Genomic DNA, 13,728 nt, shown 5'->3' on the forward strand with positions numbered 1-13,728 from the left:
CCGATCACCTGCCAGCGTCGCCACGGCGAACATGATGCACGACCACGCCCATGAGCGGAACCGGTCCGCTCACCCCATTGGGAGACAGAACCTAGGGCGGTGATTCGAAGTTCCGGACGCGTCTGATCGGCAGCGTGCGAGCCGTCGTCTAGTGCGTCACCCCCCGACCGGCTGACCGCTGCCATCGCACGGGATAGATGCGGCGAGTCGGCACCACGGTGCGACAACGCGGACCGAGAGCGGGGGGACTTGGGCCGAATCCCTTCGCTGTCGTCACCATCGACGACGGAATCATCGGAATTGACCAAGTGAGCGTCCGGGAACCCGATGTGTTCGGCTGGTCGGCTGAGTGGATGTGGTGCCGGAGGTTGATGCTGGATATCGAATGCCGTTGTGGCCGTGTGGTGTTCGGTGCGGCGTGGCAAACTCCTAGCTGGGTGTCTGCTGTTGAGCTGTGATCAGCAGGCTCTGTTGGTGGATGAGGTCACCGCGGGTCCGCAGGGTTTCCTCGTGCTCCGGGCCGAGCACTCGACTGCGCGTGTCGAGGAGTTGCTGGAAGACGGCAGCGGCGCCCTCGTGGTCTCCGGCCGATGCCCGGGTGTCGGCCAGCATGTCCAGTGTTCGCAGTGTGTCCGGGTGGTCGGGTCCAAGCACACGTGCTCGCCCGTCGTACACCTGCTGGTAATCGGCGACGGCTGCGGTGTAGTCACCCATCATGGCGCGGGAGGTGGCCAAGTTGGAAAGCATGATCAGCGTCTCCTCGTGATCGGCACCGAGGATGCGCACTCGGGCGGCATGCAGTTGCTCGTAGCCAGCGGCCGCCCCGGCGAAATCGCGGCAGTCGAACTGGAATTCGGTCAGTCGGCGCAGGCTGGTCAGGGTGTCACGATGATCAGCCCCCAACACGCGAGTCTGGTCGGCGATCAGCTGCTCGTAGTCCGAAACGATGCTCACCCTGTCCACAGTACGACCGGAAAGGCAATTTGCTCAGCGCTTTCGGCGCGGGCTGTCGAGGTTCCTGGCGTACTGCGGGCGGCCCGGCTGGCCAAGCGCTTTCCCACCCGCCAGGCGTTGCTGGAATCGTTCTCCCACAAATGGATCGAGGCCCTGGTCTGAGCGCCCGCGACCTGACCGGTACGGGTGAAAACCGCAGCGCGCTGCTGGAATGGCTGACTGACGTCGTCGCCTACTGCGACCGCCAGCCCCCGGGCATGTCGGTCGCGCTGGCTTGCGACGCTGCCGTGTCCGACCTCAGTGCACAAACCTGCGGCAACCGGACCAGAACCGTTACGCCACCGCTATTTCCCGATGACCAGCAGTTTTCGGTGTTGCAGGAGGTTGCGGGTACAAGTCCCCCTTCGGACACCAGTGCTAACCCCACGGGGGGGTTAACGATCGCGAGTTGGTGGGTGAGCGAGCGCCACCGCGGCACCGATCTCAACGGTATGAACCGCACGCCAGTCGCCAACGCGGCTGATCGTCACCAGCAGCTGGGCCGCAAGGCCATACGAGCGAACGATCAGTATGCGATGCCGACGCCGAACAACTCCCGTGCGGGAGCATTCCGGTCATCATCGCTACTCGCCGGGTGCTTCAGGGACAACGTCGGCGAAGCGCAGCATGGCATCGCAGCGTAGATCACCAGTACGGCAACAGCTTTCGCGCTGGGATGGTAGTCGACGCGTGCATCCCAGCAGCCCCGGGAACGAAGCTGCGTACCGCGTCGCGGGCTCGGCCGTTCCCGTTCGAGCATCGCCTTCGGGCATCTCATGGACTGGTCGATACTTCTGCGGCCGAGGGTATTTCGAAGCGAGAGTCACCATCTGGCGGCCGTTCGTGATCTCCGCAAGAGCTTGGAAGAGAACGTTGGTCCCGCCTGCCGAAGGCAGGCCGCCTCTCCCACATCCGCTCGCACCGCATCACGCTGGGGGAAGTCGTTCCTCAGCCAGTTCGCCGCGGAGGCAGGCGCTTCGGGTGACGAGGCCGTCGCGCTCGCCGGTGCGGTCACCGCCGCGCTCGCCGACTTGTTCTCCCCGGGCAACTCGACCATGTGTTCGTGCTGTTGCCGGACGATCTGCGTCGCGGCAGCAATTGTGCTCGAGTTTAGGTGCCGACCGTCCGGGGTAGGAAACCAGACGCTGGATGTCGAATGAGAGAGAGGTTCTGCATTGATCAACGCCAGAAAGCCGATCGCCGTGTGTGCGGCCGCAATCGGGATCAGTGCCGGAGTGGCAGTATTGCTCCCGGCCACTGCGTCCGCGGCAACATATGATGGCCAGTGCGGTGAAGGCTTCAGCGTGATCGACTCACACGAGTTGAAGGGCGGCACGGTCTTTCTCACCTACAACGGTAGGACCAACTGCGTGGTCACCGTGCGGGACAAGCCGGGCGATCCGATATCGATGGGCGCCGCTGTGCGGCAGTCGAAGGACCACTCCCAGGTTGTCGTGAACGACGACCGCGTCTTCACCCACTTCGCTTATGCGAAGGTCGAGGCGGAAGGCAAGTGCATCGATTGGGGCGGTCGCATCAAGGACGACATCTGGGAGGAATTCGGAGTGCACTGCGGTGACTGAGCCATGGCATACCGACGGCCTGACGGCCGTCGGTATGCCATGAACGGGTAGGCCTGCTGCCGAACCCGTCCAGCCGAAGGCACCGTTGCGGTTTCGCCGGCGCACCCTGGGCTGGATCGCGGCCACCGTATTCGCGACCTATGTGCTGCTGCGACCTGAAGCTTCGGCGCGAGGTGTCCGGTCGACACCGGCCGCCGGACGCGCAATCAGCAGGTTACGTCCACATGGGCAGCCGGAGCGAACGAGACATGCACATGGTCGTAGTGATTGGCGGTCGGGCTCCCGCGGTTTTCCATATACGACCAACCGCTGCCGTCGTTGTACCGCTGCCGCCAGATTACGTAGGTCACGCCGAAACGCTGCTTGTTGGCCAGCACGAATTCGGCGATCGCGTCGCCGCGCGCGGAATCGGATGTCATCAAATCGAGTGCAAGGCCGGCGCCATGCTCGCCGTCGCCACGGCCGACGGCGCCGCCGACGTCGGTGATGCCGAACGCCTTCTTGAGCAGGTTGCCCACCTGTGCCACATGCGGCTGCGTGCCGGCGAGTTCTGTCGAACACGGGAGGTGCTGTTGGGCCGTCTTTTCCGACGGGAGTGGAGGCTCGGCTGCAACCGCCCCTTGCGCAGGCTGAGCTGCTGGCGGCACGGTTGTCGGGACCGGGTCGGATTCGATGGCGGATGACGGCGGCGAATCGACGGCGGCGGCAGGCTGAGCGACCGGGCTCAGCCGGATCGCCACCCACAGCACAACGGCGACAGCCGCCACGACGCCACACACAGCCAGGGGGGTGCGCTTCCAGGCTGAGGTCTGTTTGCGATGTTGACCAGGCATGATGTCGGTTACCGGCTACTGTCGGGAAAATGATCACCGATACATTACGAAATGGTCGCGAAATTGTCACGTCGTGCAGGTGGGGCCGTAAGCCGAATTGGTTCGTCGACAACGCATCGGCGCAGGTGGGCACGTCCGCGAGACCCAGAACGCCTCCTGCGGCCTCGGTGCAATGCGCGTACTCTGATGTGTCTACACCGATCAGTAAGGTGTGCCACCGGTTAGCCGGGAGGTGGAGGTGCTCAGCATCACCGAGCAGTTCAGCACCGAACGCGCCCCATGCGGGAAACTGAGGGGCGGGGCTCGCCACCGCGAAGACGACGACGCGGGCCTGGTTATCGACGATCTGCGTTACGACTGCGGCTGCCGCCGGATTCGGCACGAATTCCACGACGGCAGCGTTCGGATCAAAACTGTCCGCCATGACGGCAAGGTCCTGATGGACGAGCACAGCGCCGACTTCGAGGCCTGACAAGCGACGCCCGGGTGGTGCCACCATGACCCCTTCTCACGATGTCGTGATCGTCGGCGGGGGCGGCGCGGGCCTGCGAGCGGCCATCGCTATCGCGGAACACAATCCGCGGTTGAGTATCGCGATCGTTTCCAAGGTCTATCCGATGCGCAGCCACACCGTCTCCGCCGAGGGTGGCGCCGCCGCTGTCGCCGGTCCCGGCGACAGCATCGAAGAGCACGCCTACGACACGGTCTCCGGAAGCGATTGGCTCTGTGACCAAGACGCTGTCGAGGCCTTCGTCGAGGAAGCGCCCCGAGAGCTGCTCCAGCTGGAGCATTGGGGCTGCCCGTGGAGCCGGCGGCCGGACGGGCACATCGCGGTACGGGCGTTCGGTGGCATGAAGAACAACCGCACCTGGTTCGCAGCTGACAAAACCGGTTTCCACATGCTGCACACCCTGTTCCAGACCGCGCTGTCGTATCGAGACATCGTCAGGTACGACGAGTGGTTCGCCACGACATTGCTTATCGAAGACGGCAAGGTGCGCGGCATCGTGGCCATCGAACTGGCCACCGGACGCGTCGAAACCATTCTCGCCAGCGCTGTCATTGTGTGCACTGGTGGCTGCGGCCGGGTGTATCCATTCACCACCAACGCCAACATCAACACCGGCGACGGTATGGCGTTGGCCTACCGGGCCGGCGCGGCGCTGAAGGACATGGAGTTCGTCCAGTACCACCCGACCGGTCTTCCGTTCACGGGCATCTTGATCACCGAGGCGGCGCGGGCGGAGGGCGGCTGGCTGCTCAACAAGGACGGCTATCGATACTTGCAGGATTACGACCTCGGGACGCCGTCACCGGCACCGGTGATGCGGAGCATGGAACTCGGGCCACGCGATCGGCTGTCGCAGGCATTCGTGCACGAACTCGACAAGGGCCGGACCATCGGCACGCCGTACGGGCACGTCGTCCACCTCGACCTACGCCACCTCGGCGCTGATCTCATCGACACGAAACTGCCGTTCGTCCGCGAGCTGTGCTCGAAGTACCAGAACATCGACCCGGTCCGGGAGCTGATCCCGGTACGCCCGGTCGTCCACTACATGATGGGGGGCATTCATACCGACATCCACGGCGCGACACCCCTGGAGGGCCTGTATGCCGTCGGAGAGGTCGCCTGCGTCAGTATCAACGGAGCCAACCGGCTCGGGTCGAACTCCCTCCCAGAGTTGCTGGTCTTCGGTGCGCGAGCCGGTCGTGCCGCCGCCGAGTACGCGAGCTCGGCCACGGCCCGCGAGACATCGGCGCTCCTCGCGCTCGGCCGCGCCGAACAGGACCGGCTGGAAACGAATCTCATGCGCCATGCCGAGGGATCCGAACGCATCGCCCACATCCGCACCGAGATGCAAGAGACGCTGGAGACCAGTGCCGGGATCTATCGGGACGGCGACGCCCTCGCCGAAGCGGCCGACAAGCTGCGCGAGCTTCGCGATCGGTTCGGCAGCGCTCGCCTCGATGACCACAGCCGGGCGTTCAACACCGAACTGGTGGCGGTGCTGGAGCTGTCGTGCATGCTCGATGTGGCGGAATGCATCGTCGCCTGCGCGCTCGCACGGGAGGAATCCCGGGGCGCGCACCAACGGACCGATTTCCCCGCCAGGAACGACGAACGGTTCCTAGCGCATTCGGTGATCCATCGGCAGCCGGACGGTTCGGGCCGCGTCTCATACCTCCCGGTAACGATTACTCGATGGCCTCCGGGCGAACGCGTATATGGGAGGTGATGGCGATGGCCGATCGGATAACGCTGCAGGTCGCGCGCTACCGACCGGATCGAGAGGACGAACCGGTCCTGCAGTCGTACGAGGTTCCGCTGCGCAAGGAATGGACGGTGCTCGACGGCCTCAACTACATCAAGGACTACCTCGACGGAACGGTGTCGTATCGGTGGTCGTGCCGGATGGGCATCTGCGGTAGCTGCGGCATGACCGTCGACGGTGAGCCGCAACTGAGCTGCGCTACTTTCCTGTCCGACTACGCGCCGGGGCCGGTGCGGGTGGAGCCATTGCGCAACTTCCCGGTGATCCGGGATCTCGTCATCGAGATCAGCGACTTCATGCACAAGCTGACCGCGGTCAAACCATGGCTGATCAGGGAGGAAGATCGGTCGCTCGATGACGGCGAGTACTTGCAAACACCGTCCGAAATGGACGATTACAAGAAGTACAGCATGTGTATCAACTGCATGCTCTGCTACTCGGCCTGTCCCGTCTTCGCACTCGAGCCTGAGTTCCTCGGTCCGGCGGCGATCGCGCTGGGCCAACGCTACAACCTCGACTCGCGTGACGAGGGAGCCGCAGATCGGCGGGATGTTCTCGCCTCGGCCGAGGGCGTATGGTCCTGCACCCTCGTCGGCGAGTGCACCACCGCCTGCCCCAAGGGGGTCGACCCGGCCGGCGCGATCCAACGCTACAAGCTGACCGCGGCCACCCAATCGCTCCGCGATTTCCTCATGCCTTGGCGGGCACGATGACCACGACACCCCGGTTGTATCGAAAGCCGGTCTCCACGTTCTGGTGGGTGCAACGCCGCTCGTACCTGATCTTCGTCCTGCGCGAGCTCAGCAGCGTGTTCGTCGCCTGGTTCGTGGTGTATCTCCTGATCCTGGTCGATGCGGTCAGTTCCGGAAGCGAGGACTATCAGCGGTTTCTGAGCTGGAGCGCCAGCGGGTGGGTCGTTGCGCTGAACACGATCGCCCTGCTGTTCGTGCTGCTGCACACGGTCACCTGGTTCGACCTCGCGCCCAAGGCGATGGCGGTGCGTGTCGGGAATCGGCGCGTAGCACCGGTCGTGATCGTTGGGCTGCACTACCTGCTGTGGGGTCTGGTGACGGCGATCGTGCTGTTGGTGGTGCTGTGATGACGAACAGGAGGTCCCCGGAACCGTTGGCGTGGCTGCTGTTCGGCATCGGCGGTATGGCCGCCGCGCTGCTCATACCGGTGCTGCTGTTTCTGTTCGGCCTCGCCTTCCCGTTGGACTGGCTTCCCGCGCCCGACCACGCAGACCTGCTCTCGGTGTTGCGTCATCCTGTCACCCGGCTGGTCCTTCTCGGACTCTGTATGCTGGCTCTGTTCCATTGGGCACACCGCTTCCGGTACACGCTGCAGCACGGCTTGCGGCTCGAGCAGTTCAGTGCGTTGATCATTCTGATCTGCTACGGCGGCGCCGTCATCGGCTCGGTAGCCGCCGCTTACGTCCTGCTGCGTGTCTGACACGACCGCACGGGCGACAGCCATGGCGGGCTTGCAGATCAATTCCGCTCCCGGAGCGCATCGCGCCGCGCCAGGGTCGCCGCGATTCCGGCCGCGGCAGCCCGTACCGACGCCGCGTGCTGCTGCGGACGAAAACGAGTCACCGGACCCGTGACACTGACGGCCGCCAGCACGTGTTCGTCGGCGTCGAGCACCGGTGCGGCGACGCAGACGATTCCCACCGCGGACTCCTCGAACTCCAAGGCGATCCCGTTCTCCACTACGTCGTCGAGCTGTTTACAGAGCGTTCCCCGAGCGGTGATCGTCCGCGGTGCCAATCGCTGCAGTGGTTCCGCGAGGGCCGCGCGTCGCACCTCTGCGGGCGCATGGGCCAGCAGCGCCTTGCCGATAGCGGTGGCATGCAGGGGCATCCGGCCGCCCAGCCGGGAAGGCGAGCGCGCCTGCCGGTGACCACCTATCTTCGCGACGTACACGACCTCACGGGTCTCCAAGAGGCCGAGGTGCACCAGCTCATGGGTGCGTTCGTAGAGGTCCTCGAGGAAGGGTGTGGCCACTTCGATCAGGCCTCGCTCGATCGAGGCGCGCATGCCGAGTTCGAAGAGGTGGCCGCCCAGATGATAGGCGCCATCGACCCGATCCAGCAGGCGCGTCGACTCGAGATCGCCGAGGACGCGGTGCAGCGTGGCCTTCGGCAGCCGCGTGCGCCGTTGCAATTCGGCGAAACCGATTCCGTGGTCCTCGACCGTGAACGCGCGCAACACTGACATCACCTTGCCCAGCACGGTGTCCGGATCCAGCCCGGCGGCCGTTCGGGAATCAGGCATCGCATGCCCCTCGGCGCATGAGTTCTCACTCCCCCTTCCTGCCGCCATCTGTCGACGCCCGGCGTCGTATGGACACACTGCGTCTCGGGCGTCAAGGAAGAAAGGGGTCGCACGGCAAATTTCGGCCTCCGGAATAGCGAGCCTGTCGATCGGGCATGCTTGACAACCACCACGAAAGTGTGTGCACTTTAGGGAGCTCATTGATTCCGAAGGGGTTTGCATGTCGTCGCAGCAGTGGTGTCTCGTCCAGTTCGCCGGGAGCGATCGGGCGCAGCCGAGTGTCGGTGTGCTCGCCGACGGCAAAGTCGGTCGGGCGCCGGAGCCACTGTCAGGTCTGACTCTCTTGGAAGTTCTCGATCGGTGGGCGGAGTTCACGCCGCTGCTCCAGAATCTCCAGCTTTCGGCGCTCGAGGTCGTACCGGACGTCGAGCTCGTCGCACCCCTCACCTACCCCCGCAAGGTCATCTGCGCCGGGGCGAACTATTACGGACACGCGGAGGAGATGGGCACGCAGCGTCCGGATCCGAAGGGCGAGCCCTTCTTCTTCCTCAAGCCACCGACCACGGCGGTGGTGGGCGCGCACGACGACGTGCGCCTGCCGGACCGCGCCGACGTGGACTGGGAGGTCGAGCTGGCCGTCGTCATCGGCGCGGGCGGGCACAATATCGACGAGCGCGCGGCCCTCGATCACGTGGCGGGCTACACCGTCGCCAACGACCTGTCCGCCAGGGGACTGTTCCCGAGGAAAGACGCGGTCCTCGCACCATTCGGCTGGGACTGGTTCCAGCACAAGGCATTCGACGGGTCGTGCCCAATGGGACCCGGACTCGTCCCCAGCTGGCAGATCGACGATCCGCACGCCCTCACGCTTCGGCTGACAGTCAATGGGGAGATCAAGCAGGAAGCGTCCACCGCCGATATGGTGATCACGGTGCCGCGCCTGATCGCCGCTGCAAGCCGCGTGCTGACGCTCGAGCCGGGTGACGTCATCCTGACCGGTACGCCCGCCGGTGTCGGTATGCCGCGCAAGACTTTCCTGAACGTCGGTGACCTGGTTGTCACCGAAATCGACGGCCTCGGTCGGCTGGAGAACAGAATGGTCGCGGCATGACCAGGGTGGTCGATCGTCGATGAAGGCGGGGACCGTGTCATCCCGCGAGTCGGTCTCTTCGGCCGAGAACGTGCTCACGCTCCTCGTCGCGCTGCGCGAGAACGGCAAGTTGCGGGTGGCCGACGCGGCAGAGCTGCTCGCGGTGACACCTCCGACCGCACACCGGCTGTTGTCCACCCTCAAGCGACACCAGTTCGCCGAACAAGACCGCAAACGCGCCTACCTGCCGGGACCACGGCTGACGCAGCTTCCGTCGGGCGCCGAGCCACCACGCGACCTCGGCGTCCTCGCCCACCCCTATCTGGCGGACCTATCGCACAGGTTGGGTCATACAACTTTCCTGGTGACCTTGCAGGGCAACGGCTGCCGCTTCATCGACGGCGTCGAGGGCCGGCGTGCCCACCGAGTCGGGAGTCGCGTCGGACTCTTGCTGCCCGCACACACCACATCGGGCGGCAAGGTGCTCCTGGCCCAGCTCCCCGACAGCGAACTGGTTGCGCTCTACCCCGACCGCCGCGTCCGAATGCGTGATGGCTCGATGCGGGAGCTTGTCGCGCTTCGTCGTGAACTCGGTGTCGTCCGCAGGCAGGGCTACGCCCTCTGCCTGGAGGCAAACGAGCAGTGCGTGAACGCCGTCGGCGTCCCGGTCACCACCCGGTCGGGCCTGGTCATCGCCGCGGTCGTGTTGGCGTGCCCGTCGACGGGCTCGAGCCGCAAGCACCTCCTCGATCTCGTGCCCGAGGTCCGGGCGACCGCGTCCGCGATCGCCGAGAACTTTGCCTGACGGGCGGCGAACCCTCGGCCGTCTGCCTTCTCGATCAGGCGCAGTGTCTCGTCCGCGGAGCCAACGTCGGCGACGGCAACCGCATGCCACCTGCCCGAGACGGCGGCGCCTCCGGCGACGACCGTGACACGCCCTGTCGCGGTGCGCGTGGTCATGCGAAGACCGGGGTCACGTCGAAGTAGACCCGGTAGGTGTCGATCAGGCCGCTGTCACCGACAGTCCAGATCGACACCACCGGGATGGAGACCTGTCGACCATCTTTACGCGTGTACGTGACAGCCAGTTCGACGATGGTGTCGTTGCCCACGACCCACTCGTTGACGATGTCGTGATGTATCCCGTCGATCACGCCGAAGAAGCCGACAGCGCCCGCCTCGACCGCCTCGCGCCCCTCGAGGGTGGGGCCGTTGCCGTAGGTGGCGTTGCCGTCGTGGGCGAAAAGCTCCGCAAAGGCCTTGGCGTCGAGAGTGTCGAGCGCATGGAACACGGCGGCGGGCGAAGCGCTGGTCATGATGGATCCTTTCAACACTGAATTGCATACACCTTGACTCGCCGGTGTGACGCACGTCATGACCTCGTGCGCAAATTTCGCCTGGCGGAATCGGCTACCGGTAGCGCGAGCCGATTCTGTCCCGATATGGCGCCGCGACCCATAAGTGCATACAGTTAGCTGTCGTGTACTCCTCCACCGCCCGGTCCCTCGATGTCCAAGTTGCCGACGCAGCGCGAGCCATGGCCGCCCTGGGCTTGGTCGACGCGTTCGGGCATGTGTCCGCCAGGGACTTCGACCACATGGTCATCACCCCTGCCGCAGACCTCGAGACCGTCGAGGCGTCGAACTGCCTCCGCGTGCCGTTGAACGCGACGTCTTTGCCATCCGGGTCCCCGGCCGAGGCGTGGGCACACCTGGCTCTCTACGACCGATTCCCGGCGACCGGAGCGATCGCGCGGGCCCAGCCTGCGGCATCGCTGGCCGTCGGCATGCTCGCCGACCGCATTGCCCCGACCCACGGCCAAGCGTGCTGGCTGGGCGATTCCGTGCCGGTGTACCCGTCCGCGCTGCTGGTCCGCGAGGCCGACCGCGGCCGTCGACTCGCCGAGGCGATCGGGTCGTCGGACGCGATGATTCTGCGTGGCAACGGCGCGATCGCCATGGCAGGCGACCCCGCCACCGCGGTGGCCACCATGTCGGTGCTCGCCGCCGCGTGCGCCGTCTGGCTCCAGACGAGGGACCAGCCCGTCGCCGCCATGTCGGTGGAAGAGATCCGCTCGTGGCAGGCCGTCAAACCTGAGCTACTGCCCCGACTGGGGGCGCACTTGCTGCGCAAAGCGGGGACGACGCGCCCCACTCGCTGATCTCACGCGCGTGTGCTGGGCGGCTGTTCTCACCGCCATGGCGGCCGGACTGGATCAGCTTGCGGCGGAGGTGAATTCGGGCGCGTTCGGGCCATGCCGAGGCCGATGGGCAGACGGCAGGCGACCCCGCGCTGGAGCGCGGGGCCGCCTGCGACGGTTGGGTCGTCGGACGTCAGCTCGCGGGCAGCGCGACCGACGATTCTCCGCGCGCGACCCGACGCATGGCATTGAGCGTCGCGCCGACGGCCGCTATGTAGTGCTTCGTGGTTTCGTCGGCGTAGGCCGACTCCTCGGGAGAACCGCTCTGGGCGCTTTCGAGCACCAGCGCGAAGCTGAACCGGAGGAACAGCGCCCCCTCGTCTTCCTCGATGTCATTGGAGATCGTGCCGAGGACCGGTCCCGAGAGGCGCGTGAACACTACCCGCCGCTCGGGCTGGAGGCTGATCCGCTCGATGTAGCGGTCGCCGAACAGCTCGATCTCGCGGTCGAAAGTCTCGTCGTCGATGAGCGCGGTGACGACACAGTGGGTCATGATCGGCACGAAGGGCAGCGCGTTGTTGGCCTTCATGACCAGTCCCTGCCACACGGCAGACCGATCGAGTGTGGGCTCGCCCGCCTCGTTGACCGGGAGACGATGGGTGACGTAGATCATTCAGTGACTCCTATCATTTGGTAGCTCTCTGCGCGAGAGCGTCTTGGTGGGAAATCTGGTCGTGCACGCTGGCTATATCGAGCTCTCCCCACCCGTCGGCCAATGCCTGGTCGAACACCGCTTTGGCCGCCCCGAACAGCGGCCGATGCTCGCCCAGTTCGTGCAGGTGCGCCTCGATCTGGTCGAGGATCTCGTGCAACGTCGCGATGGGCCCGGGGGCAGGCAGCCATGAGCGGTCCGCCATGCGAGGACCTCGCTGCTTCAGCAGCGCCGAGCCCGCGATGGACGTCTCCAGGGTGCGCTGGACCATGTCCAGGTCCAAGTTGTTGCGGCGGGCCAGCACGATCGCTTCCGCGGCCGCGACCGTATGGGTCGCCACCAGCATGGAGGAGATGTACTTCAGGTGGGTGCCGGTCCCGAAGTCACCGGTTCTGACCCAGGGCCCCGAGATGGCGTCCAGAACGTCGGCCACTCGATCGATCGCCTCCGCCGCTCCGGAGGCGAAGACGGTGGCCAGCCGCGGGCCGACCATTCCGGGGCTGCCGCTGATCGGGCAGTCGAGCATGGTGGCACCGACGTGCTCGAGCTGACGCATCAGTCCGAGCTTGCTCGTCACCGGGATCGTGCTCATCTCCAGGTGGACCGTGCCGGGGCGCATCGTCGCCAGTGTGCCTTCGGGCCCGCAGACCACGTGCTCGACGTCATCCGCGGTCGGCAGGATCGACACGATGACCTCGCACGAAGCGGCCAGGTCCGCCGGTGACGACGCAACGGCGCCACCCGCGGCCCCGAGCTCGGGACATTCGATGCTGCGCCGGTATCCGACGACGTCGAAGCCGCGGCTCAGCAAGTTCTCGGCGATCGGCAGGCCCATTTTGCCCAGGCCGATCACCCCGATAGTTCTCACATTCCTCACGTCCTCACGGGTTTTCGTGCGGAGGGGGACGACTTCGCAGCCGCGACGACTCCGCAATACTGTATGCACTTTACTGGGCCGTCATGCGAAAGGGAAGGAATATGTATACACATCGCTTACGCTGGGGACATGAGTCGCAAAGTGCTCGTCCCGCACATCACCAGGGTGGAACTGCCCGAGCCACGCCAGGCAATCCCGCACGTACACGCCTACCTGCGCGAGAGGATTCTCGACGGCACGCTGCGACCTGGGACGAAGCTCTCCCAGGTGTCGCTGGCCGAGCAACTCGGCGTCAGCCGCACGCCGTTGCGCGAGGTGCTGCGGATGCTGCAGGAGGAGGGCCTGGTCCAGATCGAACCGAACCAGCGCACCCGCGTCTCCATGCTCGACCCTCGTGAGCTCGACGAAATCTATGCGAGCCGCATCGTGCTCGAGTCGCTGGCCGTGGCCATGACAGTGGGCAGCTTCGACACCGCAGCCCGAGAGCAGGCGGCTGAGCAGCTGGCCGCCATGCGCGTGGCCGCGGAGGCGGGCGAGACCGAGCGCTGGTTCGTCGCCCACTCGGCGTTTCATCGCACGATCACCCGTGGCGCCAGCGAAACCATGCAGAAGCAGTTGCGTCAGCTGGCCGACCGGTGTGTCCGGTACATCCGGATCTACCAGGGTGGCGAGCCGAACAGCTGGCACAAAGCCGGTGATCACGAACACGCGCAGATTCTGTCCGCGCTGGTGGAGGGCACCAAGGCCAGGGCCCAAGCCTTCATGGCCAGCCACCTGGCCCACACCGCCCTCAAAGTACTGAGCGACACCTCGCCCGACTACGAGCCGATCGCCGTGCCGGAGGCACTGGAGATGGTCGGCGTGCCCGACCGACGGTGAGCGGCAACGGTTTTCGGGATGAGGTCGAAGGCGGGCCGGCCTGCGGACCGACCCCACGTCACCACTGCC

The 13,728-nt window shown here is 65.7% G+C and carries 17 protein-coding genes; 11 read left to right on the top strand and 6 right to left on the bottom strand.

Going from position 1 to position 13,728, the window contains the following annotated elements:
- Window positions 1–429 precede the first annotated feature (429 nt).
- The gene (locus tag AB0H50_RS23085) at window positions 430–954 is read right to left on the bottom strand and encodes a tetratricopeptide repeat protein (RefSeq protein ID WP_357456151.1); all 525 of its coding nucleotides are present in this window, start codon (window positions 952–954) and stop codon (window positions 430–432) included.
- A 140-nt stretch (window positions 955–1,094) separates the two neighbouring features.
- Here AB0H50_RS23085 and AB0H50_RS23090 point away from each other — a divergent pair, with 140 nt between their 5' ends.
- Both AB0H50_RS23090 and AB0H50_RS23095 read left to right on the top strand, forming a co-directional pair.
- On the top strand, window positions 1,095–1,637 hold the full coding sequence (locus AB0H50_RS23090; RefSeq protein WP_357456154.1) for a hypothetical protein: 543 nt from the start codon (window positions 1,095–1,097) through the stop codon (window positions 1,635–1,637).
- A gap of 660 nt (window positions 1,638–2,297) precedes the next feature.
- A complete protein-coding gene (locus tag AB0H50_RS23095) occupies window positions 2,298–2,576 on the top strand; it encodes a hypothetical protein (RefSeq protein WP_357456157.1) in 279 nt (92 codons plus the stop codon).
- 206 nt (window positions 2,577–2,782) lie between these two features.
- Here AB0H50_RS23095 and AB0H50_RS23100 read toward each other — a convergent pair whose 3' ends face one another.
- Complete coding sequence (locus AB0H50_RS23100) at window positions 2,783–3,343, bottom strand: hypothetical protein (protein WP_357456160.1); 561 nt, start codon at window positions 3,341–3,343, stop codon at window positions 2,783–2,785.
- 304 nt (window positions 3,344–3,647) lie between these two features.
- Here AB0H50_RS23100 and AB0H50_RS23105 point away from each other — a divergent pair, with 304 nt between their 5' ends.
- Genes AB0H50_RS23105 through frdD form a run of 5 tightly spaced genes read left to right on the top strand, consistent with a single transcriptional unit; the run spans window position 3,648 to window position 7,137 of the window.
- Complete coding sequence (locus AB0H50_RS23105) at window positions 3,648–3,881, top strand: hypothetical protein (RefSeq protein WP_357456163.1); 234 nt, start codon at window positions 3,648–3,650, stop codon at window positions 3,879–3,881.
- Window positions 3,882–3,906: 25 nt separating this feature from the next.
- On the top strand, window positions 3,907–5,649 hold the full coding sequence (gene frdA, locus AB0H50_RS23110; protein ID WP_357456166.1) for a fumarate reductase (quinol) flavoprotein subunit: 1,743 nt from the start codon (window positions 3,907–3,909) through the stop codon (window positions 5,647–5,649).
- A 5-nt stretch (window positions 5,650–5,654) separates the two neighbouring features.
- Window positions 5,655–6,398, top strand: a complete 744-nt coding sequence (locus AB0H50_RS23115; protein WP_357456169.1) for a succinate dehydrogenase/fumarate reductase iron-sulfur subunit — start codon at window positions 5,655–5,657, stop codon at window positions 6,396–6,398.
- Entirely contained in the window at window positions 6,395–6,784 is a 390-nt protein-coding gene (locus AB0H50_RS23120; RefSeq protein ID WP_357456172.1) for a fumarate reductase subunit C, read from the top strand. Before AB0H50_RS23115 ends, AB0H50_RS23120 begins: the two co-directional genes overlap by 4 nt.
- Window positions 6,784–7,137 (top strand): fumarate reductase subunit FrdD, encoded by a 354-nt coding sequence (frdD, locus tag AB0H50_RS23125; RefSeq protein WP_357456174.1) that lies wholly within the window; start codon window positions 6,784–6,786, stop codon window positions 7,135–7,137. The genes AB0H50_RS23120 and frdD overlap by 1 nt, the downstream gene beginning before the upstream one ends.
- Window positions 7,138–7,175: 38 nt before the next feature.
- Here the strand turns inward: frdD and AB0H50_RS23130 are convergent, their stop codons facing one another.
- Window positions 7,176–7,961, bottom strand: a complete 786-nt coding sequence (locus AB0H50_RS23130) for an IclR family transcriptional regulator (protein ID WP_357456177.1) — start codon at window positions 7,959–7,961, stop codon at window positions 7,176–7,178.
- A 220-nt stretch (window positions 7,962–8,181) separates the two neighbouring features.
- On the opposite strand from AB0H50_RS23130, the gene AB0H50_RS23135 reads away from it, so the two are divergent.
- A complete protein-coding gene (locus AB0H50_RS23135; protein WP_357456180.1) occupies window positions 8,182–9,072 on the top strand; it encodes a fumarylacetoacetate hydrolase family protein in 891 nt (296 codons plus the stop codon).
- A gap of 34 nt (window positions 9,073–9,106) precedes the next feature.
- Entirely contained in the window at window positions 9,107–9,856 is a 750-nt protein-coding gene (locus AB0H50_RS23140) for an IclR family transcriptional regulator (RefSeq protein WP_357456182.1), read from the top strand.
- A gap of 151 nt (window positions 9,857–10,007) precedes the next feature.
- Here the strand turns inward: AB0H50_RS23140 and AB0H50_RS23145 are convergent, their stop codons facing one another.
- Window positions 10,008–10,367, bottom strand: a complete 360-nt coding sequence (locus tag AB0H50_RS23145) for a nuclear transport factor 2 family protein (RefSeq protein ID WP_357456185.1) — start codon at window positions 10,365–10,367, stop codon at window positions 10,008–10,010.
- 164 nt (window positions 10,368–10,531) lie between these two features.
- Here AB0H50_RS23145 and AB0H50_RS23150 point away from each other — a divergent pair, with 164 nt between their 5' ends.
- Entirely contained in the window at window positions 10,532–11,212 is a 681-nt protein-coding gene (locus AB0H50_RS23150; RefSeq protein ID WP_357456188.1) for a class II aldolase/adducin family protein, read from the top strand.
- Window positions 11,213–11,384: 172 nt separating this feature from the next.
- Here the strand turns inward: AB0H50_RS23150 and AB0H50_RS23155 are convergent, their stop codons facing one another.
- Together AB0H50_RS23155 and AB0H50_RS23160 are read right to left on the bottom strand one after the other, a co-directional pair.
- The gene (locus AB0H50_RS23155; protein ID WP_357456191.1) at window positions 11,385–11,864 is read right to left on the bottom strand and encodes an SRPBCC family protein; all 480 of its coding nucleotides are present in this window, start codon (window positions 11,862–11,864) and stop codon (window positions 11,385–11,387) included.
- 13 nt (window positions 11,865–11,877) lie between these two features.
- On the bottom strand, window positions 11,878–12,771 hold the full coding sequence (locus AB0H50_RS23160; RefSeq protein WP_357456193.1) for an NAD(P)-dependent oxidoreductase: 894 nt from the start codon (window positions 12,769–12,771) through the stop codon (window positions 11,878–11,880).
- A gap of 138 nt (window positions 12,772–12,909) precedes the next feature.
- Here AB0H50_RS23160 and AB0H50_RS23165 point away from each other — a divergent pair, with 138 nt between their 5' ends.
- Window positions 12,910–13,659: a GntR family transcriptional regulator gene (locus AB0H50_RS23165; protein WP_357456196.1), complete on the top strand. Its 750-nt coding sequence runs from the start codon at window positions 12,910–12,912 to the stop codon at window positions 13,657–13,659.
- Window positions 13,660–13,728: the final 69 nt, after the last annotated feature.

This window comes from Nocardia sp. NPDC050793 (assembly GCF_040654065.1).
Lineage (GTDB): Bacteria > Actinomycetota > Actinomycetes > Mycobacteriales > Mycobacteriaceae > Nocardia.

Excerpts from the sequence above, each read along its gene's own strand:
- AB0H50_RS23090 (WP_357456154.1), top strand. The coding sequence starts at position 1,095 with ATGGATCGAGGCCCTGGTCTGAGCGCCCGCGACCTGACCGGTACGGGT.
- frdA (WP_357456166.1), top strand. The coding sequence starts at position 3,907 with ATGACCCCTTCTCACGATGTCGTGATCGTCGGCGGGGGCGGCGCGGGC.
- AB0H50_RS23115 (WP_357456169.1), top strand. The coding sequence starts at position 5,655 with ATGGCCGATCGGATAACGCTGCAGGTCGCGCGCTACCGACCGGATCGA.
- AB0H50_RS23120 (WP_357456172.1), top strand. The coding sequence starts at position 6,395 with ATGACCACGACACCCCGGTTGTATCGAAAGCCGGTCTCCACGTTCTGG.
- frdD (WP_357456174.1), top strand. The coding sequence starts at position 6,784 with ATGACGAACAGGAGGTCCCCGGAACCGTTGGCGTGGCTGCTGTTCGGC.
- AB0H50_RS23130 (WP_357456177.1), bottom strand. The coding sequence starts at position 7,961 with ATGCCTGATTCCCGAACGGCCGCCGGGCTGGATCCGGACACCGTGCTG.
- AB0H50_RS23135 (WP_357456180.1), top strand. The coding sequence starts at position 8,182 with ATGTCGTCGCAGCAGTGGTGTCTCGTCCAGTTCGCCGGGAGCGATCGG.
- AB0H50_RS23145 (WP_357456185.1), bottom strand. The coding sequence starts at position 10,367 with ATGACCAGCGCTTCGCCCGCCGCCGTGTTCCATGCGCTCGACACTCTC.
- AB0H50_RS23155 (WP_357456191.1), bottom strand. The coding sequence starts at position 11,864 with ATGATCTACGTCACCCATCGTCTCCCGGTCAACGAGGCGGGCGAGCCC.
- AB0H50_RS23165 (WP_357456196.1), top strand. The coding sequence starts at position 12,910 with ATGAGTCGCAAAGTGCTCGTCCCGCACATCACCAGGGTGGAACTGCCC.